This window comes from Acidobacteriota bacterium (genome assembly GCA_012729555.1).
GTDB lineage: Bacteria > Acidobacteriota > UBA6911 > UBA6911 > UBA6911 > UBA6911.
Window position 1 is genome coordinate 23619 of sequence record JAAYCX010000059.1, and the last position, 21481, is coordinate 45099.

Sequence of the window (21481 nt, forward strand, 5' to 3'; positions counted from 1 at the left end):
CCCGGCAATCAGGATGAACCCTCCCCTCGTTGTATACGGAAGCAGAATGCTGGCGGCCATGCTCTATTACGACGCCTGCCGGCACCCTGACTTCAACATCGCCGCCTTCGCCCAGGACGAGGGCTACCTCGATCCTTCGGGCCGCTGCCTGGGCCTGCCTCAAGTCCCCCTGTCGGAGGTCACCCGACTCTACCCGCCCCGCTGCCACGACATGATCGTTCTGACCGCCTCGTACCACGACATGCGCCGCCGTGACGGTCTCTACCTGAAGGCCAAGGCCCTGGGCTACCGCCTGCGCAGCTATATCAGCCCCTCGGCCATCGTGTCCCCCGGGGTGGAAATGGGGGAGAACAATTTCATCTGCGAGCAGGTTTTTCTGGGCGCCGGGGGGACTCTCGGCTCCTGCAACACCATCCGGCAGCAGGTCTACATCGGCCATGATTTCCACCTGGGAGACCATAACGTGATCACCCCCGGATGCAAGATCGGCGGCCAGTGCCGCATGGAAAACAACTGTTACATCGGCATCGGCGCGACCATCCGCAACGGCGTGAGGATCGCGGAGGAGAGCCTGGTGGGCGCCGGAAGCCTCGTCCTCAGGGATACGGAGCCCTACTCCAGGAACGTCGGTCATCCCGCCCGCGTTATCGGCTACCACCGGGAAGAGGGGCTGGGAGTGAAACTGTGACGGGCAAAATCATCGTGAATTTCACTCCCACCGGAATGCTCCCCCGGAAACGGGAGACCCCGCACGTCCCGATCTCCCCCGCGGAAATCGTCCGCGACGTGCACTCCGCCTGCCGCCTGGGCATATCCATGGTGCACCTGCACGCCCGGAACAGCGACGAGACCCCCGGCTATCAAAAGGAAATCTACGGGGAAATGATCGCCGGCATCCGCGCTTTCGCCCCGGAGCTGGTGATCTGCGTATCCACCTCGGGACGGGTGCACAACACCCTGGCCGCACGTTCGGAGGTGCTGGCGCTCGACGGGCCCCTGAAGCCCGACATGGCGAGCCTCACCCTGAGTTCCTTGAATTTCAACCGGACGGCCAGCGTCAACGAGCCCTCCATGATCCTGGCGCTTGCCGGAATGATGAAGGAACGCGGCATCCGGCCCGAACTCGAACTCTTCGACGTCGGGATGGTCAACTACTTCAGGTACCTGGTTAAAAAGGAGCTGATCCGACCCCCCTATTACGCCAACCTGATCCTGGGCAACATCGCCTGCGCCCAGGCCGACCTGCTCCATATCGGCTGCATGATCCGGGATTTCCCGGAAGGCACCCTCTTCTCCCTCGGAGGGGTGGGCGGCCCCCAGCTGGCCGTGAACTCCCTGGCCATCGCCATGGGCTGGGGGGTGCGGGTCGGCCTGGAGGACAACTACTGGTATGACGAGGCCCGGACCACCCTGGCGACCAACGACTCCCTGCTCGGCCGGGTCCACAGGATCATCGCCGCCGGGGAAAGGGAAGTCATGTCTCCCGGGGAATTGAGGTCCCGGCTTGGCCTCGAGCCCGGGCGCGGCCGCTACGGCGCGGCCGCGCCCCCTCCCGCCCCGAAGGTGGAAAACGGCCATGGACCTTAGCCCGGACAGGCCGCTTCCGGCCGGGATCGACACCCCCTGCTTCCTCATCGACGAAGAGGAACTCTCCGCGAACCTGGACCGGTTCCTGGCCGCGCTCGGGGCCCGCTGGCCCCGTTCCGTTACGGCCTATTCGCTCAAGGCCAACGCCCTCCCCTGGCTGCTGGCCTATTTCAGGGACCGCGGTCTGCACGCCGAGGCGGCTTCCGACGACGAGTACCGGCTGGCCCTGGCCATGGGATACCCCCACGAGAGAATCATCTACAACGGCCCCTGCAAGACCAGGGAGACCTTTTTCGACGCCGTCACGGGCGGCGCGTTCGTGAACCTGGATTCCGGGCAGGAACTCCTCTGGCTGAAGGAGCTGGACCACCCCGGCAGCGGGCCGTTCCGGGTCGGCATCCGGGCCAACATCGACCTCGAAGCCCGTTGCCCCGGGGAATTCGGACTGGGGACCGAGGGGAGCCGCTTCGGGTTCTGCCACGAAAACGGGGAGTTGGGCAACGCGGTCGCCTTCATCCGCGGTTTGAAGCGGATCCGCCTGGAGGGCCTGCACCTTCACCTGAGCTCCAGGACGCGGAGCCTCGCGGTCTACCGGACCCTGGCCGGGGCGGCCGGCGAGATCGCCGCGGCCCACTCCCTCGACCTCTCCTTTGTCAACCTGGGCGGGGGCTTCTTCGGGGGCCTCCCGGACAAGCCCTCCTTCGACGAATATTTCCGGGAAATCGCCGCCGAACTGGGCCGCCGGTTCGATCCCCGGGAGACGACCCTGGTGGTGGAGCCGGGGACCTCCCTGGTCAGCTCCCCGTTCTCCTATGTCACCGAGGTGACGGACGTGAAACGCACCGTCGCCGCCACCTTCGCCGTCACCGACGGCAGCCGGGTGCACATCGACCCCCTGATGCGTAAAAGCGGGTATTTCTTCGAAGTCCTTCGCCGCAAACCTCCCGCGGGCCCGCCCCTCCCGCGCCAGGTGATTTCGGGCTTCACCTGCATGGAGTTCGACCGCCTCTTCGTGCTCCGCGACCACCCGGAGCTGTCGGTCGGGGACCGCATCGTCTACCACAGGACCGGGGGCTATACCCTCTGCCTTTCCCCGATGTTCATCAAGCATTTTCCGGCGGTGGCGGTGCGGCGCGGGAAAGAGTGGACCGTGGTCAGGGGGCGGCCCGCCGCAGAGGACTTCATCAGGATCCACAGCGCGTGAGCCATTCATGAACGACCCCGTCAACGTCCTGATCCTGAGCGCCGGCACCCGCAACCGGATCGTGGATTATTTCAAAAAAGAGCTGGGAGGCCGCGGCATGGTGGCCGCCACCGACTGCAGCCCCCTGGCGCCCGCCCTCTACGCCGCCGACCGCAGCTTCGTGGTGCCCCCCGTCGGCAGCGGGGCCTACCTGGAGGCCCTCCTGGCGATCTGCAGGGACTGCGGGGTAAAATGCGTCCTGTCGCTCATAGACCCCGAGCAGCAGGTCCTGGCGGCCCACCGGCGGGACCTCCTGGAAACCGGCGCCGTGCCCCTGGTCTCGGGGGCCGAAGAGGTCGAGCGGTGCATGGACAAGTATGCCATGTACCGCTTTTTGAAGCGCCACGGCTTCAGCGTGGTCCGGCACTACGTGGACCGGGAGACGTTCTACCGCGACGAGGAGGCGGGAGTCGTGCGCTACCCGGTGATGGTGAAGCCGCGGCGCGGAAGCGCGAGCCTGAACACGGGCAGGGCCGTATGCCGGGAGGATGTCGACCTCTGCTTCCGCCTCCACGCTGACCTGATGATCGAGGAGTTCATCGAGGGGCGGGAATTCGGGGTGGACGCGTACGTCGACCTGCTGTCGCGCAAGCCGGCGGCGATCTTCGCCAAGGAGAAGCTCAGGATGCGGGCGGGGGAAACGGACAAGTCCCGCTCGGTCCGGGACGAGGCGCTTTTCGACCTGGTCGGCGCTTTCCTCGGCGCGTCCGGTCTCGTGGGCGTCGTCGACATCGACCTCCTGCAATCGGGGGGGGAGTACTTCATCACCGACGTCAATCCCCGCTTCGGGGGCGGCTATCCCCACGCCCACGAGTGCGGCGTCAATTTCGTCAGGTTGATCCTGAACAATATCGCGGGGCGCGAAAACGCCGGCGCGGTGGGAGAGTACGAGGAAGACACCTTCATGATGAAATACAGCGAGGCCACCCTTCTCAAAAAAACCGACCTCATCGGGGAGGCTCCATGAACCACCTGGCACGGTACCAGCGGTTTCTGGACCTGGAGAACCACCTGCTGGTGGTGCGCGGGGGGATCGCCCCCGTGATCGCCGGCATGCACGCCTACCACGCGCGCCACGCTATCGAGCCGCCCCGGACCGGGCTCGAGCCCCTGGTCCGGGAACTCCTCGCGGCCACGGCGCTCGGCGCCCTCTCCCTTGCCGAAAGGGAGTCCTGGGGCTGGTCCCTGACCTTCGAGGGGATGGACACCGGTTTTTTCGCCGGGGTCGAACCGGAGGGGATGGTGTGCGTGCGGGTGCGCGAGGCCGAGACCTCGAAGGCCTCCGTCATGGTTCAGCGCCAGAAGGCGGGACTGCCGATGACCCAGAGCCACATCCGCCCGCAAACCGCGAGCCCGCGCGGCATGGTCGAGCAGTATTTCGCGGAAGTGGCCCAGACGAGGGTCCGGCTGGAGATCGCCGGGGACGGGGACGGCGTCCTGGTGCACGCCCTTCCCGGCGGGCACTTCGACGCCGTGGAGGCGATCGGGCCCGGCGGACTCCTCCCCTATTTCGATTCCGCGGCGGCCGCCGGGCGCCTCAAGGAACTGGGCGAGGTGGTCCTGTTCTACGAGTGCCGCTGTTCGGATGAGATGATCCTGGACATGATCCTCGGCATGCCGGAGCGCGACCGCGGGGAACTGTTCGGCGACCTGCCGCAGATCGGAATCGAATGCCCGCGCTGCGGCCGGAGGTACACGATGGCCAGGACCGACCTCAGCGTCCACTGAAGGCCCGTCGGGTTTCCCTACCCGCCGAAAGGCCCATGCGGATACAATAGCGGCACTCATCGGAGGGACACGACCATGAAACCAGGACTCAAGCAGCAATTCGCCGAGCGCTGGAACCGGTACTTTCCGGGCGCCGCGCTTCCCGTGGTCTTCTTCTACACCGACGACCCGGGGGCGGCCCCGCTCCACCGCGTCACCGACGGTCGCCATTGCTTCGTCGACGAGCTCGCCGCCGTCCGGGCGGGGAACACGCTCGGTTTCGACACCAGGTCGATCGCCTGCCCCGGGGGGAAACGCTACCTCGGGTTCAGCCGGGCGCTGATGCCGAACTTTGAATTCTTCCTGTCGTGCGGGATCGAGGGAAAGCTCGAGGGGGAGCGGTACAAGAAATCGCCCGAACTCGTGAAGGAGTGGCTCGCGCAGGCCCCCGCCTTCGCGGCCCCGGCGAGGTACATCGTCTTCAAGCGATGGGACGCGCTCGATGAGACCGACCGGCCCGCGGTGGTCGTCTTCTTCGCGAAGCCCGACGTGCTTTCCGGGCTGTTCACCCTCGCCAATTACGACGAGCCGACGAACCAGGCCGTCTATTGCCCCATGGGGGCCGGCTGCAGCACCATCGTCCAGTACCCGCTGATCGAAGGCGCCTCCGATCATCCGCGCGCGGTGCTGGGGATGTTCGACGTCTCGGCCCGTCCCGGGGTCGCCCCCGACACCCTGACCTTCTCCGTTCCGATCGGGAAGTTCGAGCGGATGGTCGCGGACATGGACGAGAGCTTCCTGATCACCGAGTCCTGGCGGAAAATCAAAGACCGGCTCCCCTGATTCTCCCGTCCACCAGGCGGGTCACACCTCCGGGGCCGGGGCTCCGAAATCGGCCCATTCCTCTTTCGACGGGCCGTAGACTCCCGGGACCCGGAGCCCCGCCTGGCGCATCAGGACCGTCATCTGGCCCCGGTGGTGCGCCTGGTGATCGACGAGGACGCGCGCGCTGCTCCCGCGCGCCCACTTCTCCCCGTACATCTCGTCCTCGACCGCCAGGGTCCGGTCGTTCCAGCCGGACCTCACCCGCTCGAGCAGCTCCGCCGCCGCCGCCGCGTACGCCTCCCTGATGGCGGCGGCCGCCGCCGGCACCGGCGCGTCCGCCTCCACCGCCTCCAGCCTGAGCCCCGTTTTCGCCATCATCTCGGGAATCGTGGTCACGATATGCCACGCGATGCGGCCCAGCGTGCGGTGCCCGTCCGCGACCGCCTGCCCGATCGAGGAGTCGGTGAGGGCGTCGAACAGCTTTTGCGTGAGTCCCGATTCGGTTTCCCAGTCGCCGATGAAGTCCTCGATTCTGCGATACATGGTGCCTCCTTTTCGTGGTACGTCCGATTTCCCCTGCGCCGTCTGGAATCCATGATAGCAGGCCGGAATTTCACCCCGAATTCTTTTGTCCGGTGACGGGCACAGATCCTATAATCTCCGGGCGGTCAGATCATGCGGGATAACGATCCGGGACAGTGAACCACAGATGATCACTAACGATAACCGAACCCTCGACCGGCTGGTCCGATACCTGATTTCCAGCCACCGCCTGCGCGGGATCCTTTTCCTCCCCGTTTTCGCGGTCGTTTTCATTCTCTTCGCGGCGGTGTTCAGGTTCGCGGGAACCCCGGACAGGTATCTGTGGCCCTTCTCCCTCGCGGCCATGATTTTCACCGCGGGCGTCTTCGAGTTCCGGCAACACTGGAGAACGAAAACATTCCGGGTCTGCCTGGCGTGCCTTCTTTCCTGCCATGTAGGCGTAACGATCCTGGCCCTGCGCACATTCCCGCCGGAAGTCGATGACCGGAGATGGGAAGCCCTCTACCTCGCGGAGATCCTCCTATTCCTTTTCGCCTATTGGGTCTTCGCGAGATTGAGGCCGTGGCTGAGAAAGTTCGCGGCGCTCGTCCGACACTGACGAATCGGGGACGGACCAGATATGTCGCTCATCCATGTCGATTTATTGTCATGCGTCCCCGGCACCCCATATTTCCTGAGCCGTTTTGCCCGCCAAATACGCACTTCATCATGATTCGATACGACCCATTTCCCCGAGGAGGTGTGATGAACCCGCAGATTCCGCAGAGCGGCTGGAGGCTGGCCGCACTTTCTCTTCTGCTGATCCCGTTATCTTTCTTTAGTTTTTCCTGTGGAGAAAAAGTCTTTTCCCGGGAGATGAAAGGCATTGACAAAGGAGGCTCTGCGCCGAGCACCTGGCCCCCCCTCTTCGTGGCGCCGGAACATTGTGATTCTGCCGACCTCTCGCCGGACGAACGCCTGCTGGCCGCCCACTGCGTCCGCGCCGACTTCCCCACGGGACCCGAACCGCGATACCTGGAAACGATCCAGCTCTGGGATTTCGGGCAGAAAACAATGCTTAAGGAAACGGAGCTCGAGGGAGCCGGTGGCGGAATGGGGGCCGACGGCTCGTCCCCCCGGCACGGGAGGGTGTGGTTCTCCTCCACCGGCCGCGAAATGGTCGTCCTGGCGGGCACCATGGTACACATTCTCGGGACGCAGGGCCTGAAGCCTGTCAGGACGTTTCGCCTGACCGCGCCCTCTTCGAGCGTGCGCAGCGCCACAAAGGGAATCCTGGAATTCAAACCGCGCCTGCTGTCAGCGGAGGTTTCGCCGGCGACCGACCGGATCGCGGTCCTCTGGAACCGAGAGTATTCCTATGGAAGAATCGACGTGTACGATCTTTCGACAGGCAACCACTTTCACAGCTGGGAAATGCCGTCGGCCGGCAACATCCATTCAACCAACGGACTCGCGTGGAGTCCTGATGGGGCGATGCTTGCCCTGGCCGTCCCGCACGAATCCCCAAAAGCGGACATCCTGGTGCTCGATGTCGGGTCCCGGGAATTGAGGATAACGATCGCTTCCAGCCTGGTTGCGGCAAGCGTGGCCTTCATTTCCGGCGATCGCATCCTGACCGTAGAAAATCGAGACCGAGGTCTGGTCTTCAATCGCCAACCCGCACTTCATGTTTTCGACATCGCAAAAGGCACACTCGTAAGAACGCTATCCGGGAGAGGTGGGGGCGTTCGCTACTTCGTCCACTCTTCCGGCGACGGCAAACGGTTCCTGGCATATACGGGAAAAAGTCGGCCCGTTTTCGATTATGAGGGCCTCTCCTTCGTGGCGGCCCCGATCGACCATACGATCACGGTCTGGAGCAGCCAAACCTGGGAGGAGATCTTCACCACCCCGGACATTCCACACGCCTCCATCGCCAAGGATATCCGCCTGAGCCGCCGGGGCACCTATATCATGATTGGTGGCGACGTCTACCCGATCGGGGACGGGCCGGCAAACATCGCTCCTCCCCGATGATCTATCGTGATCCGTCCCGCACTCTCTGCGATACGCCGCATGGCGGCGGAACGTTGTATACTGCATCTCATCAAATGGGGATTTTTCAGCTCAAGGGCGTCACGATCCCCGTTCATGGGACATCGGAACTGGAAGGAAAATGAACGGGAAATTTTTGCGCAAGGCCATCGACCTGGCTTTTGAGGGGATGCGCACGAGACAGGGGGGGCCGTTCGGCGCGGTGATCGTGCGGGACGGGAAAATCATCGGCTCCGGTTGCAACCGGGTGACCTCCACCAACGACCCCACGGCCCACGCCGAAATAGTCGCCATCCGCGAGGCCTGCCAAACCGCCGGCCATTTCCACCTGCCGGACGCCGTCCTCTATGCCAGCTGCGAGCCCTGCCCGATGTGCCTGGCCGCCATCTACTGGGCCGGCATCAGGACCGTCTATTACAGCGCGGACCGAAACGACGCCGAAAGGATCGGGTTCGGAGACCGCTTCATCTACGACGAACTCGCCCTGCCCCCTGCGGCCCGAAGCGTCGCACTGGAGCACATGGAACTGCCCGAGGCCCGGGATCTCTTCGAAGAATGGGAACGCAACGGCGATAAGGTGATGTACTGACCAGCTGCTGCCGGGCCGCGCCAAGCGCGGCCCGGCCCTCGATCAGAACCTGACGAAAATATTCCCCGCCACGCCCTCGCGCTTGCCGCCGAAACCCTGGACGCCCACGTTGATGGAAGTCTGTCCGGTTGCTGAGGGCTTGTAGGAGAGGATGAATTCGCCTATGCCGGTGCCCCCCTTGAGGGTGGGGGCGTCGATGACGTAGGAAGCGACGGTGGCGTCCACCCAGCCGTCCAGCTGGTGCTCGTAGGCGCCGCCGAAGAACAGGGTCGTGCGCTGCCCCGCCCTGAGCGATAAGCGTGCGCCGCCCCGCAACCGATGGGACGTCACCTCGTCAAAATGGATCGGCTCCCCGCTCGACAGAGCCACAGCGTCGCTCTCCCCGCGCGAGTAAAAGTACTTTCCGTAAACATCGAGCCCGGTCCGTTCACTGAGCTTCCAGGCTCCGCCGTAACCGAAGTGCATACCGTAATAGACCGCCGAGGAGTCATAGGATGTCGGTTGTTCCGATTCCGGATGGATATCGCTGCTGGAGAAGTCGTTGGTCAACCGTCCAACCCGGAAGGAGGCTTCCGCAAAGTACCGCCCCATACCGGCATCCTTTTCGTCCCAGCGAAGAAGAAAGCCGCCGCCCATGTACTCGGAGTCGCCGCTCCCCCGGATTTCCCGCTCACCGTCCTGATTGAGGGTATCGTAATCGCCCTTGCCATACTCCAGAAATGGCCCCATCGTGATGTATCTTTCGTCGTAGTTAATCCCGTAAGCAAGACCCGCCGCCGCGGAGACCCCCAACATATCTACATAGGATCCCGTCTTGTGGCGGGATTTCCCGGCCACGAGCGAACCGAATCCGCCCAGACCCGTTTTCGCACCGGCATGAACCGATGACAGGGCGCTGTCCATGGCCGGGCCGGCGATGGCATCGGCTCCCAGGTTGTTCAGGACGACGCCGCTGACAAACCCTTCCGACAGGGATGTTGCGGCCTCGCTCCCGTGGGCCTCAGTGATACTCGCCAGCAACTGATCCTGAACCACCGACAGGTCGAATTCGTAATCGAGCAACCCGACCGTAGCCCCGTTGCTGGTAGCATTGGCCGGAGTCCCGTCAAAGCCGAAACCTCCTCTTTCATCGATGAGGACGATGCTGTCGCCGGCCTTCAGATTGGTGTTGGGCTGCTCCAATCCCACCATCACCTGGGTACCGCCGAGGTGTACCGGGCCGGCTTCGCCATTCCCCGCAGTCACCGTTATGAAAGTGTCTCCCGCCACCATCTCGGGGGGGACGATAAAATTGTAATTTTCGAAATTGTCGAGACCCCTCACACTGACAGGGCTTCTCAGGTTCAGCGTGTTCCCGCTGCGGCTGTCCATCCCGTTACCAGACCAGCCGCCGTAGAGCAGGACACCGGCATTGAAGATGGCACCCTCTCCGATGGTAACGGTGTTTCCGGTGGCCGAACCTGAGAGGCTATATCCGCCCGCAATCGTGCCGCTGTATCGACCGGCCGCAAGCTCGAGCCAGTTTCCGCTGGCGGCACCATTCCCCGCCCTTCCACCGTATGCACTGCCGAACGTCCCGTTGCTGTCGATCACGAGGCTGTTGTTGCCAGCGCTGCCGGATTCGCTGTACCCACCGGCCACAGTGCCGCCCGAGAACGCGCTCCCTGTTATGGAGACGCTGTTTCCAGCAGCGCTCCCTTCGGCGGCGTATCCACCATAAACATGTGTGGTGCCCATGGCGCCACGGGCCCCGGTGATGGCGACGGTGTTTCCGTCGGCACTGCCGGCCGCGAGACTGTAGGCGCCTGCGATCGTGCCCCCCGCAAACTGGCCGTCGGTGATTTCCACCGTCCCCGTCGCACTCCCGTGTCCGGCGTAGCTACCGTACACGTTGCGAACCGTGCCGCCTATTACGTCTACACTGTTGCCGGTGGCGGTACCCAATGCACTGTATCCCCCGGCAATGGTACCGCCCGAGAAAGCATTCCCCTCCACGACAACGGCGTTGTCGTTTGCGGTCCCGTCTCCAGCATAGCCGCCATAGACGTGCGTGGTGCCTGAGGCAGTCCTGGCATCCGTGATGGAAACCGAATTGCCATCCGCGCTGCCTCCCGCAGCACTGTAGGCACCCGCGATCGTACCGCCAGCGAATTGGCCGCCCGCAATGGCCACGCTTCCAGCCGCAACGCCCGATTCCGTATAGCTGCCATAAACATTACGGACCGTGCTTCCCGTTATGTTGACACTGTTATCCGTCGTGGCGCCGAGTTCGGAATAGCCTCCAGCAATGGTGGCACCCGAAAACGCATTGCCCGTTATGGAAACGCTATTGTCATTAGCCGTGCCAACGGCTGCATGTCCACCATAAACGTTCGTTACACCCGATGCTGCACTCGCATCAGTGATGGTAACCTCGTTGCTGTCGGCGTTACCGTCCGCCTCGGTGTAGGCGCCCGCAACCGTTCCGCCGTTGAACCGGCCGCCAGTGATCATCACCGTGCCGGCGGCGTTCCCCGATTCGGTATAACTGCCGTATACATTTCTCACACCACTGCTGGAGATCTCGACGGTATTGCCTACCGTGTCCCCTTCTCCCGCGATGCCCCCATAAATGCTTGAGAATTCGCCGGAGCTGCTGATCCTGACGTCGTTCCCTGTAGCCGTGCCCGATTCGCTGTATCCCCCTGCGACCGTACCGGCCCCAGCGCTACCAGCATTGATATCAATATCGTTATCCGCAGCGTCCCCCAGTTTTGTCCAACCCCCATATATATTACCGGCGTTGCCGCTGCTGTTGCCCTCGATCAAAACACTGTTGCCGTGGGTATTGCCGGACTCCCGGCTGGCACCCCCTGTGATCGTTCCGCCCGTCAATCTGCTATCACTTACATTCACACCATTATCAGCGGCATCACCAAATCCTGAGGCTCCGCCATAGGCGTTTGCGATTCGCCCTCCCTCAACGGTAACGGTGTTATTACTCGACATGCCTTCGGAGCTATACCCTCCAGTAGCGGTAGCGATATTGAGCGTATCAGTGCTGATGAGAACGTGGTTCTCCGTTACATCGCCGTCAATCGCAGTTCCGCCGTAAGCGTTATCCACAACGCCGATTCCGCCGTTAATAACCACTTGGTTATCAGTGGCGTTGCCGGAAACCATGCTGCCACCACCCGAGAGAGTTCCCCCGGTGAAATTTCCGTTTTCAACCGTGATGAGGTTAGATAAGGCGTCTCCTTGGTTTGATTGTCCGCCGTAGATACTGGTCACGCCCTTGACATTCTCAATCGTGACGCTGTTATCGGACACATGCCCTAAATCATTGAAGCCACCTGCAACTGTGCCGACAATCGCAGTGCTCCCGTTTATGGAGACGGAATTGTTTTCGACGATTCCATCCACCGTGTATCCGCCATAAACGGTCTGGGCGAAACCACCTTCAATTGCGACCGAGTTATCCGTTGTTCGACCATGGTCGGAACGACCTCCTGTTATGCCGCTGACATTGCCACTTTGCAGGATGACGGTATTTCCCCTGGTATCGCCAAAATCGCTGCGGCCGCCAGAGATCATGCCGTTTGAGGTTCCGCCGAAATCGATGACTACCTGATTTTCTCTGGCGACCCCACCCGCCGAGACAGAATATCCGCCCGAGACATCACCGTTGATAGTACCGGTGTCTGCAGTCAGGTTGACCAGATTCCCCCAAGATTCACCCAGGACCGTATATCCCGCTGCGATGCTATTGAGCGTACCTCCATCGAATGTGAATACATTCTCCCACACATCCCCGAGGGCGCTGTAGCCGCTGTAGGCGTTGCCGACTGTACCGCTCTTTACCACTATGCTGTTATCAATCGCATTTCCCAAATCCGTGTAGGCACCATAGGCCGAATTTATGGTGGTTCCACCAATAATGGACAGATCATCTTCGATTAAAATGGAGTTTTCGGTGACATTTCCCGATTGTTCGGCATAAGCGCCATACACGCCGCCACCGATGGTACCACCACTTATGTGAACTTCGGTGCTGTCCTGAATATGTCCCGATGTTGTGTATACCCCGTAGACATCATTACCTATCGCACCTCCAGAAACATTTATAATGTTGCTGCCGGTGACATCGCCAGAATACTTTCCTCCGTAGACGTTAACCCTTATACTGCCCCCGGAAATGTTTATGGTATTTCCAATGGTTGGGTCATCGATGGGATGTCCATAAACATTCCGTTCAACAACCGCGCCCTCCACAATTTCGACCACATATGGCGGAGGCGGCGGAGGAAAAACGTCTTGAATAGGTGAATTGTATTCATCAATTGTAATGGTTCCCGCGGAAACCACGGGGATATTGCACAGGCATAAGGCGATGCATGCGCGGACGATGGCGAGCGCTCGGGTTACGGGTGCTGGGTTCATTGGATCGTTCTCCCTGCTGAAAAAATTATGGCTGGGGCGGCAATGGGTTGTCGATGGGATGGGCAGATTCTGATTATTCCGCCGGGTACGAGATGGTCCGCGGAGGGGGCTTCCTGCAAACCGTGGCGGCACAGATGCGCACATGCCGGATGCGGCGGAGTCCCCGCGCAACGGAACAGTTCAAAAGAACAGTCGGGACAATGAGGCTGCTGGATCATGCTTATCCCTGCTTGGATCTCATAACATATTCCACATGAGCTATTTAGGGATTAAGACATCCGATGTTGCCATTTTTACGGATCAGGCGCCATCCTACACCAAAATGCAGGGCTCTGCATAGGCTTTTATCAATAAATATTACAATTCCTAATTCTTTGGTAGGGGCTGACGGCGCGGCCGTGCCGTCTTTTATACGCGATCGTCGCCTGGGCCCAAAATCAGCCCGGCCGCGCGGAAGGCGCGGTCGTAGATCTCCCGGATCACGGCCTGCTTCGCCCGGTTGTATTCCTCCACCGAGCGGGCGCCGGGGCCGGCGGCGCGCTTGGCGCGCGCGTACAGCTCCCGCTCATCCGGGTACCGCCGCAGCCGGTTGCGAAAGAGGAGGTGGCGCACCGTTTCCGGGCAGCCGGGTGCAAAGACGTGGAGGTTGGCCCGAGGGGCGTCGAGCCGGAAACAGCGATGCCGGTGCCAGTGGGGCTCCCGGATGGTGAGGTCGTAGCCGATCTTCTCGAGGCGCGGCACGTAAGCGTCCTCCCGGTCCGGGTCCTCGACCGCCAGGTCGATGTCGATGACGGGTTTGGCCTCGAGGCCGGGAACGGCCGTGGAGCCGACGTGCTCTAGGGCGAGCGCGGCCCCGCCGAGCGCGGCCCGGATATCCCCGGCGAGGCGCTCGAACAGGGCGGGCCAGCCGGGATCGTAAGGGACGACTTCGATCTTCTCCTCGCGCGGTCCGCCGTGCACCCAGGGATTCACCCCGGGTACGGGGTCATGGTGGCGGACGATGTCTCTCACCCGCCGGGCGTCGGCGCCGAAGGCTTCGTGAAAACGGACGGTCCCGCGCGGGACAGGGCCGTCGAAGGGGAGGACGAAGAAGGCTTCGGGAGGGACCCCGTCGACCCCGAGCCCTTCCGCGTTGCGGAACCCGAAGCGGGGGTAGTAGTCCGGGTGCCCCACCAGGCAGCAGCCGCGGGCGCCCAGGGCGCCGAGGCGTGCGAGCCCCCCCTTGATCAGGCTGCCACCGATTCCCCGCCCCTGCCTTTCGGGCAGGACCGACACCGGGCCGAGGCCGTACCAGCCCGGGGTCCCGTCGGAGACGATCACCGGGGAGAAGGCGATATGGCCCACCACGCACCCGGCCTCCTCCGCCACGAGCGAGAGGGTGAGCGCATCGACCGCGCGCAGCACCGCGATGATGAAGTGTTCCGTGTGACGGCTGAGGGCCAGGGTCCGGAACGCCGCTTCGGTCACGCCGGCAATGGCGCCCACGTCGGCGGCGGTTTCGTCCCTGACGGTGGCGTCATCCCGCTTCATTAAAAAACCGCGACCCGGCTAACGGGTTTTGGGAACTTCGGTCCCCAGGTAGCTGTTGCTTTCGGAGTACCGGAACCAGTCCAGGTCGACGAGCAGGGTGTGAAACTTCTGCACCGCTTCGATGTTCGGGAACCTCTCGACCCCCCAGCCCAGGTACTGTTCGGAATTCCACCCCGAGAAGCACTCGACGATTTCCTTCCCCCCCACCTTCTTGAGCGCTTTGGCCAGTTGCTTCCTGAGATTGTCCTTCTTGTCGTCGGGAAGCTGGTACCAGGCTTCGGTCGGCTTGAACAGGTAGACTTTATAGATCGGGCGTGCCATGGGCGACCTCCTTGAAATGCATGTCCGCGTACGGGCATGCAGTGTGGTAATCGCGATCGGATCGATAGGGATATTGTAATCCCTTTCCCTCTTTTTGGGTAAAGAAACCTTACCGCAAGGTTGCCCCGCCCCGTCGTCTGCCGCGCCGATGGCCGGGCAAACATCTATATTGCCCTTTATTTATAAGCTGTTTCTGTATATTTCTTGATGTTTTGCTTTAACGGCCGCAAGGACGGATCAATCCCAGGTCGGCTCGGAGAGGCCGCTTCCATGGCACTGCATTCTTCTCGCGTGAAGATGGGACATCCCGCACGCTTGACATTGCGCGGAGACCCGCCCTCGAGCGGGGGTCCCGGAAATGGTCTACGTGTGGGACGTCCCGGTTTTTCCCTCGAGCGGGGGTCCCGGAATGGGAAACGTGCGGGACGTCCCGGTTATGACGCCTACTTCATCATTCTTCTTGCCCCGACAAGGCCCAGCAGCCCGAAACCGAAAAGGAGCAGGGTGGAAGGCTCGGGGATGGGGTTCTGGACGATCATGTTCTGGCCATCGCTATTGATGGCGAGGACCCAGGAGGCACCGGGGACATAGCCCGAAAGGTTTGCGAGCGTATAGGCCTCATAAATGGCCTGGGCATCTTCGTGGAATATCATCCCCGTAGTGCCTGGATCGTATTCCTGCGCGTAGAAGACACCTTCGCTCAGATTGAACTGGTCGGCGCCGTCCTCGAGGATTTCCCACATGGCAAGCTGCGCCTCCGCTTTCTGGGTCGCGCCGTAGTTTTCGGCGATCCATGCCGCGGCGAGGTATCGTGCTACGTCAAGCTCCAGATCACCCAGCTGGCCCGAATCAATGGTATAGAGGGCATACTCCATCGGAGTGGGGTATATGTTTTCAAACACCTGGGTGCAGAAGGCTTCATAGTCGCCAAGGATGTACTCCCCGGCTTCGTACTCGGTCCACGAATTTACTGGATCCAGCGTCGAGCCGTCAAACGACACGCTGTAGTTCAGGGACCAGTTTGCGTATCCTCCGCCTCCATTGGCTACGCTGTGAAACGGGTAGTCCCACGATCCCGACATCAGGAAGGTGCCGATGGTTCCGGCACTCGCGACGCCGGGGAAGAGAAAAATCAACGACGCAAAAACCGCCACTGCCCATGCCTTTTTCATTGCCCTTCCCCCTTATCTTGATTTCCGGGACGCCCCCTGTTCCCGATTTCCGCAAGCCCCCCGCCCTCGAGCGCCGGCCCCGAAAATGGTAAACGTGTGGGACGTCCCGGTTTTTCCTACTTTTTGGCCAGGGCGTTGCGGATGAGGCCGATGATGGCCATGAACACGCCGCCGCCGACTCCGCCTCCCAGGATGCTGCCGATGATGCCCCCCAGGTCCATGCCGCCGCCGGCCGCGCCCATCCCCAGCAATCCGAGCAGCTGGCCGCCCAGCCCGCCCCCCAGGATGCCGACGATGGAATTGCCCAGGGTCCCCAGGGAATATTTCTTCATGACCGAGCCGGCGACGTTGCCGCCCACGGCCCCGCAAATCAGCTGAACGATCAAAGGTAACAGATTGCCCATGGTCTTCCTCCCGGTTCCTTGTGGTTGTGGGTCCATGGCGGTGCGGCGCGCCTCCGGTCCGGGACGCGCGCCGCGCGCCGACTATTTTGCGGTGACTCTCAGGTCGATTCTCCGGTTGTTCTGCCGGCCCTCTTCGGTGGCGTTGTCTGCGACCGGGTAGCTTTCGCCATACCCTTCAGCCTGCAGCCGCACCGGGTCGATCCCCATCCGGATCATCTCCTGCATGGTGTTTTCCGCCCGGCGCTGGGAAAGTTCGAGGTTCGAGACCGGGTCCCCGGTATTGTCGGTGTACCCTCCGATCTTCAGCCTTGTCGCCGGGTAGGCTTTCAGGATCTCCACGATGTTTTTGAGCTGTTCGGCCGAGGAAGGCTTGAGTGTCGCGCTCCCCGTCTCGAATTCCAGCCGGTCGAAGGTGAACCAGGTCGTCTCGTCGAGGGGCCTCGCCGTGTCCTCGATGAAATCGACCAGTTTCTTCTCGACGCCGAACTCGGGGACGTTGAGCTCGATCCCGGAGGGGAGCCGGACCATCAGGAATCTGCCCAGTCTGTCTACGGCCTCGCCGATCCCGGCCGCGCCCTTTTCCGCCGAATCCCGAACGGGGGCGCAGCTCTTGAACGCGAAATAGAGGATGCCGGCCAGAATGAGGAGGGGGATGAGCCATTTCCAGACGGAAGGCTCCGGGTGCTCGGGCGGCTCCGGCGGGGCGAAAGCCGTCATCCCCAGGGCGCCGCTCAGTCCTGCGGGGATGAGGTCCTTCAAAAATCCCGCCTGTCCGGCCAGGAGGCTGCCGAGCCCCGTGGCGTCGAGGTTGGAACTCTGGACCCGTTTTCCCAGCAGCCCCAGAACGGCGGGGGCGACCAGGCGCGTGAGCGAAGCGGCCGCCTCCTTGCCCAGCCCCCCGGCTCCCGCGATCCAGTCGAGCACCCTGGGACCCCGGGTGCCCAGGATCCCGTCAAGCAGGCCCGCCCCCGAAGCCATCATCTCCCTGGTGGCCTCGCCGCCCGAAAACGCCGAGGACAACCCCTTCAGGGTGTCGGCGCCGTACCCCCCTTTCCGAATCATGTCGAGGATCTCGGAAGCCCCCTGGGAGGTGGAGCCCTTGTTCACCAGTGCCCCCAGGAGCGCGGGGAATATGGCGCTCAACCCGGATTGGATCTTGTCCGCATCGAGACCGATGAACGCGACGAGCTTGCCCACGACCTCTTCGCTGAATTCATTCTTCAATAATTCGACAATGTTCACCGCCATTACATAGCCCTCCCTGGCTGAATCGGCTCGGTCCGGCCCCCTCCCGGTTTTTCCGGGCAGGGGGCCCGATCGGCTTCATGCTGCCCTAATAACGGATGGCCGCCTCCAGGCGGGCCGCCTGCGCGATCCATTTCGACACCGCGGCCGCTCCCGGCGAAACGCGGCAAAGCCGCTTCCGGGCGTTGACCTCGGCCATCCTGGCGGCGAGGTTTTCGGGCACGCGGTGTTTCAGCTCCATCACCGTGTCCACGCCGGACGCCTCCAGGAGCTCGGCAAACTGGCGCCCTATTCCCGAAATCCGCATCAGGTCGGCGTGGTTGGCCCACTTCAGCAGCTGCTCGGCACTGATGCCGGTCCTGGAACTCAGCGCTTGGCGGTCCTTCGGGCTCCCGCACGACTCCAGCAGGGACGACGTCGTGTTCACCCCCGCCTCGGTCAGCTTGAGCGCAAAAACCGGCCCGATCCCTTCGATCTGTTCAATCTTGTATGCCATATCACGATCCTCCAGAGCGGGGCGCCGTGCGGCGCCGTTTCGCATAAGCCTGAATGAATGAGGTCCGACGATATCCGCGCCTCCTGCTGGTTTAGACCGGCCGGTCCATGGAAAGTCACACGAAAATTTCGGATCCATGATGTGACTTGCCCGGAGCGGGGCGGTCCAAGCAAGGGTGGCGGGCAACGGCCGGGAGGGAAAGGCCCAGCGGGATGCATAATGCGTTGACCGGCGGCACCCCCCCTAGTATCCTGAGCCCGACCATACGGGGGGCTGGTGTGAGCGATTCGTCAAAGCCCGAGCAGGAGCTGCTGGAGAGCGCGCGCAGGGCCGGCGAGGGGGATTACCGCGCGTTCGAACAGCTGGTGCGCCGCTACCAGAAAAAGGTGATCGCCAATTGCCGCTTCCTGACGCATAGCCCCGACTCCGCCGAGGACCTGGCCCAGGAAGTGTTCGTGAAGGCCTATTTCGGGCTCGCGCGTTACGAGGGGCGTTCGGCTTTCAGCACCTGGCTGCAGCGCATCAAGATCAACCATTGTTTCAACTACCTGAAGAAGCAGCGCGGGAAGACCTTCGTCGATATCGAGGACATGCAAACCCGGACCCCGGTCGAGCTGGTGCGACAGCCGGAAGCGGAGCGGGCCCTGATCTCCGCCGGGCAGCGGGAGCGCATCGTCCAGGTCCTCGACGCGATGCCCGACAGTCTCCGGATCGCCGTGATCCTCCGGGACATGGACCAGATGTCCTACGAGGAGGTGGCCGGGGCGATGGGCATCAGCCTGGCCGCGGTAAAGATGCGGATCAAGCGGGGGCGCGAAGAGTTCCGGCGCAGGTTCCGAGAGTTGAACGGGGGGATGGATCCCGCGTTCGTCCGCCATCAACATTGACCGGTTTCAGGAAACCATGGACTTCGATCCGACTTCCCGCACACCCGGGCCCGATGACGAGGACGAACCGATCGAGGCGCTCTCGGAGCTCGGCCTGGAAGCGTCCGGCGGCTTCTGGGCCAGGGTGCGGAAAAAGATCGACCGGCGCGTCTCGGCCGGCCACGTGGCGTCGTTCGCCTGGGATCTGCCCAGGCTGGTTTTCATCGAATTCCTGGAAATGGTCTTCAGCCTGTTTCCCGCGGCGAAGGACCGAAAAGGAGGCCCCCGGTGAAAGAGAAACTCGTTGCGTCTTTTCAGGGACTGCTCGACACGGTTGCCGGAGCGGCCCCCAAGGTCCTGCTGGGCATTCTGTTCCTCTTCATCGCCGTCCTGGTGGCCAAGGGGATCGAGAAGCTGTTGCGGATGCTGCTCGTGCGGGTCCGGCTGGACACCCTGGTGCAGCAGACGGGGCTCGACAGGACGCTCCGGAGCATCGGGATCCGCCAGAAGCTCGACTTCTTCATCCCCCGCCTGGTGTACTACCTCATCCTCTGCCTCCTGGCCAAGACCCTGGCCGACTCCCTCGGCCTGACGGCGATTTCGGAGGCGCTCGGGGCCTTCTTCTCCTACCTGCCGAACCTGATCGCGGCGTTCCTGCTCCTGTTGCTCGGCAGCGCCGTTTCCCAGTTCGTGGGCACCACCGTGCGCCAGGCGGCGGAGAACGCCGGCCTCGACTTCGCCTCGGCGCTCGGGCGCCTCGTCTCGGGCCTCCTTTTCTTCATCATCGCCGTGATGGCGGTGTCCCAGCTCAAGGTCGACACCGAGATGCTGCGCCTGGTCACGGCCATCGTGCTCGCGGCGGGCGCCCTGGCCTTCGGGATCTCCTTCGGCCTGGGCGCGCGGGACATCGTCCGCAACATCCTCGCGGGCTTCTACGCCCGCAAATTCCTCGAGGTGGGCAAGCCGCTCGAAATCGTCGGCCAGAAGGGGACCCTGCGGGCCATCACCGCCACCCACGCCCTCCTCGATTCGGAGGAGCGGAGCATCAGCGTATCCAACTCCCGCCTGCTGGATGAAATCAGCAAGCAGTAAGGGGGCGGTTCCGGGAGGGCGGCGGGGGCCCGCCCTCCCGGCCCCTCCCGCGCCTGCCGCACCATGGCGCTAGGGAAAACGGCCGGAGTCTGCTATAACGGTTCGGAATTTTTCCCGGGCGGGCGGACGCCCTGAGGCCCGCGAGACCCGGCGGAAAGGAAGACCATGACGGGCGCCGTCCCCATCTCGGAATCGACTGAAAGGCCCCCCCCCTACGCGTGGACCATCCTCCTGGTGCTGTGCGTCGCCAGCGTGGCATCCTCGCTCAACCAGTTCAAGGTGCCGCCGGTCCTGCCCGTCCTGATCCGGGATTTCCACCTGAGCCTCGGCAACGCCGGCATGCTGATGTCGGCCTTCTCGGTGACCGGCCTGCTCCTGGCCCTGCCGGCAGGCTTCATTTTGCAGCGCCTGGGCCCCAAGGCCACCGGCCTGATCGCGGTGGGCGCCGTCTCCTTCGGCTCGGTCCTCGGGACGTTCAGCGCCACGGTGCCCCTGATGCTGGCCAGCCGCTTCATCGAGGGGGCGGGCCTCGGCCTGATCACCATCGTGGCGCCGGCCGCCATCGCCCTCTGGTTCCCGGAGGCGCGGCGCGGCACCCCCCTGGGGATATGGACGACGTGCATGCCTTTCGGGAACATCCTCACCCTCAACCTGGCGCCCTGGCTCTCTTCGCTCGGCGGCTGGCAGCTGGTGTGGAAGGTCGGCGCGCTCTTTTCCCTGGCCGCCTTCGTCCTCTTCTGGTTCCTTTTCCGCATGCCCGGTCAGCAGGCGGCAGGCGCGAAACCCCAGGACCGCGGGGAGGGCGGCGTCCTGTCGGGCTACGGGAGGGCGATGCTGAACCTCGCCCTCTGGCTGATCGCCCTGCAGTTCGTCTGCTACAACGTGGTCTGCCTGGCGCTCGGCACCTATTTCCCCACCTTCCTCAATTCGGTCCGCGGGTATCCGTTGTCGACGGCCGCCTTCATCGTCAGCCTGAGCACGATCACGGCCCTGTTTTCGCAACCCCTCGGCGGCTGGCTCTCCGACCGGCTGGGGATGCGCCGGCGCCTGATAGCGGTCTCCTCGCTCCTCATGGCCCCGATCTGCTTCTCTCTCTTCCTGGCGACCGGGTGGCTGGTCCCGGCCCTGATGATCACCTTCGGCCTCGTGGCCGGGACCATCGTGCCGGCGACTTTCGCCGCCGTGCCGGAAGTGATGGCGTCGCGCCGGATGGCGGGTTCGGGGATGGCGGTGCTGGCCCTGGGTCAGAACCTGGGGATGTTCGTCGGCCCGATCCTCTTCGGGAAACTGGCGGACGCGGCCGGCTGGACGGGGGCCGGGTTCATGCTGGTCCCGGTGTGCGTCCTCGCCGCCGCCGCCGTCTGGCTGGCAAGATTCCGCTGACCCGGGTGCGCGTCCATGACGACGC

21 protein-coding genes and 1 pseudogene are annotated in these 21481 nt (G+C 63.1%); 13 read left to right on the plus strand and 9 right to left on the minus strand.

From position 1 onward, the window contains the following. The first annotated feature begins 46 nt into the window (after positions 1-46). The 6 genes from GXY47_11470 to GXY47_11495 all read left to right on the plus strand — a co-directional run bounded on the left by GXY47_11470 (position 47) and on the right by GXY47_11495 (position 5380). Complete coding sequence (locus tag GXY47_11470) at positions 47-688, plus strand: acetyltransferase (protein ID NLV31758.1); 642 nt, start codon at positions 47-49, stop codon at positions 686-688. Next, positions 685-1587 (plus strand): 3-keto-5-aminohexanoate cleavage protein, encoded by a 903-nt coding sequence (locus GXY47_11475; GenBank protein ID NLV31759.1) that lies wholly within the window; start codon positions 685-687, stop codon positions 1585-1587. Before GXY47_11470 ends, GXY47_11475 begins: the two co-directional genes overlap by 4 nt. Beyond that, positions 1577-2791 carry a pyridoxal-dependent decarboxylase gene (locus GXY47_11480; GenBank protein NLV31760.1) on the plus strand — a complete coding sequence of 405 codons (1215 nt, stop codon included), beginning with the start codon at positions 1577-1579 and terminating at the stop codon, positions 2789-2791. The genes GXY47_11475 and GXY47_11480 overlap by 11 nt, the downstream gene beginning before the upstream one ends. A 7-nt stretch (positions 2792-2798) precedes the next feature. Then, positions 2799-3797 (plus strand): ATP-grasp domain-containing protein, encoded by a 999-nt coding sequence (locus GXY47_11485; protein NLV31761.1) that lies wholly within the window; start codon positions 2799-2801, stop codon positions 3795-3797. After that, the gene (locus GXY47_11490; protein ID NLV31762.1) at positions 3794-4558 is read left to right on the plus strand and encodes a hypothetical protein; all 765 of its coding nucleotides are present in this window, start codon (positions 3794-3796) and stop codon (positions 4556-4558) included. Before GXY47_11485 ends, GXY47_11490 begins: the two co-directional genes overlap by 4 nt. A 75-nt stretch (positions 4559-4633) precedes the next feature. Beyond that, a complete protein-coding gene (locus tag GXY47_11495; protein ID NLV31763.1) occupies positions 4634-5380 on the plus strand; it encodes a DUF169 domain-containing protein in 747 nt (248 codons plus the stop codon). A gap of 21 nt (positions 5381-5401) precedes the next feature. Here GXY47_11495 and GXY47_11500 read toward each other — a convergent pair whose 3' ends face one another. Continuing rightward, positions 5402-5905, minus strand: coding sequence for a hypothetical protein (locus GXY47_11500; protein ID NLV31764.1), 504 nt, complete (start codon positions 5903-5905; stop codon positions 5402-5404). A gap of 166 nt (positions 5906-6071) precedes the next feature. Here GXY47_11500 and GXY47_11505 point away from each other — a divergent pair, with 166 nt between their 5' ends. From GXY47_11505 to GXY47_11515, 3 genes are all read left to right on the plus strand, one after another. Next, positions 6072-6503, plus strand: a complete 432-nt coding sequence (locus tag GXY47_11505; GenBank protein ID NLV31765.1) for a hypothetical protein — start codon at positions 6072-6074, stop codon at positions 6501-6503. 146 nt (positions 6504-6649) lie between these two features. After that, positions 6650-7921 carry a WD40 repeat domain-containing protein gene (locus tag GXY47_11510; protein ID NLV31766.1) on the plus strand — a complete coding sequence of 424 codons (1272 nt, stop codon included), beginning with the start codon at positions 6650-6652 and terminating at the stop codon, positions 7919-7921. A 139-nt stretch (positions 7922-8060) separates the two neighbouring features. Then, positions 8061-8528 (plus strand): nucleoside deaminase, encoded by a 468-nt coding sequence (locus GXY47_11515; protein ID NLV31767.1) that lies wholly within the window; start codon positions 8061-8063, stop codon positions 8526-8528. A gap of 42 nt (positions 8529-8570) precedes the next feature. Here the strand turns inward: GXY47_11515 and GXY47_11520 are convergent, their stop codons facing one another. The 8 genes and pseudogenes from GXY47_11520 to GXY47_11555 all read right to left on the minus strand — a co-directional run bounded on the left by GXY47_11520 (position 8571) and on the right by GXY47_11555 (position 18115). Further along, a complete protein-coding gene (locus tag GXY47_11520; GenBank protein ID NLV31768.1) occupies positions 8571-12947 on the minus strand; it encodes a hypothetical protein in 4377 nt (1458 codons plus the stop codon). A 408-nt stretch (positions 12948-13355) separates the two neighbouring features. Continuing rightward, on the minus strand, positions 13356-13958 hold the full coding sequence (locus GXY47_11525; GenBank protein ID NLV31769.1) for a GrpB family protein: 603 nt from the start codon (positions 13956-13958) through the stop codon (positions 13356-13358). Between the two features lie 9 nt (positions 13959-13967). Next, positions 13968-14477, minus strand: a pseudogene (locus GXY47_11530) (N-acetyltransferase). An 18-nt stretch (positions 14478-14495) separates the two neighbouring features. Beyond that, positions 14496-14798 (minus strand): hypothetical protein, encoded by a 303-nt coding sequence (locus tag GXY47_11535; GenBank protein NLV31770.1) that lies wholly within the window; start codon positions 14796-14798, stop codon positions 14496-14498. A gap of 443 nt (positions 14799-15241) precedes the next feature. After that, positions 15242-15970, minus strand: a complete 729-nt coding sequence (locus tag GXY47_11540; protein NLV31771.1) for a PEP-CTERM sorting domain-containing protein — start codon at positions 15968-15970, stop codon at positions 15242-15244. A 116-nt stretch (positions 15971-16086) separates the two neighbouring features. Beyond that, positions 16087-16374, minus strand: coding sequence for a hypothetical protein (locus tag GXY47_11545; protein ID NLV31772.1), 288 nt, complete (start codon positions 16372-16374; stop codon positions 16087-16089). An 81-nt stretch (positions 16375-16455) separates the two neighbouring features. Continuing rightward, entirely contained in the window at positions 16456-17622 is a 1167-nt protein-coding gene (locus tag GXY47_11550; GenBank protein ID NLV31773.1) for a DUF937 domain-containing protein, read from the minus strand. A gap of 85 nt (positions 17623-17707) precedes the next feature. Next, positions 17708-18115, minus strand: a complete 408-nt coding sequence (locus GXY47_11555; protein NLV31774.1) for a DUF4332 domain-containing protein — start codon at positions 18113-18115, stop codon at positions 17708-17710. Positions 18116-18393: 278 nt separating this feature from the next. Between GXY47_11555 and GXY47_11560 the strand changes: the two genes are divergently transcribed. The 4 genes from GXY47_11560 (at position 18394) to GXY47_11575 (ending at position 21456) form a co-directional block, all read left to right on the plus strand. Continuing rightward, complete coding sequence (locus GXY47_11560) at positions 18394-19002, plus strand: sigma-70 family RNA polymerase sigma factor (GenBank protein ID NLV31775.1); 609 nt, start codon at positions 18394-18396, stop codon at positions 19000-19002. 16 nt (positions 19003-19018) lie between these two features. After that, complete coding sequence (locus tag GXY47_11565) at positions 19019-19273, plus strand: hypothetical protein (GenBank protein NLV31776.1); 255 nt, start codon at positions 19019-19021, stop codon at positions 19271-19273. Next, complete coding sequence (locus tag GXY47_11570) at positions 19270-20073, plus strand: mechanosensitive ion channel (protein NLV31777.1); 804 nt, start codon at positions 19270-19272, stop codon at positions 20071-20073. Before GXY47_11565 ends, GXY47_11570 begins: the two co-directional genes overlap by 4 nt. A 165-nt stretch (positions 20074-20238) precedes the next feature. Further along, complete coding sequence (locus GXY47_11575) at positions 20239-21456, plus strand: MFS transporter (protein ID NLV31778.1); 1218 nt, start codon at positions 20239-20241, stop codon at positions 21454-21456. Positions 21457-21481 lie beyond the last annotated feature (25 nt).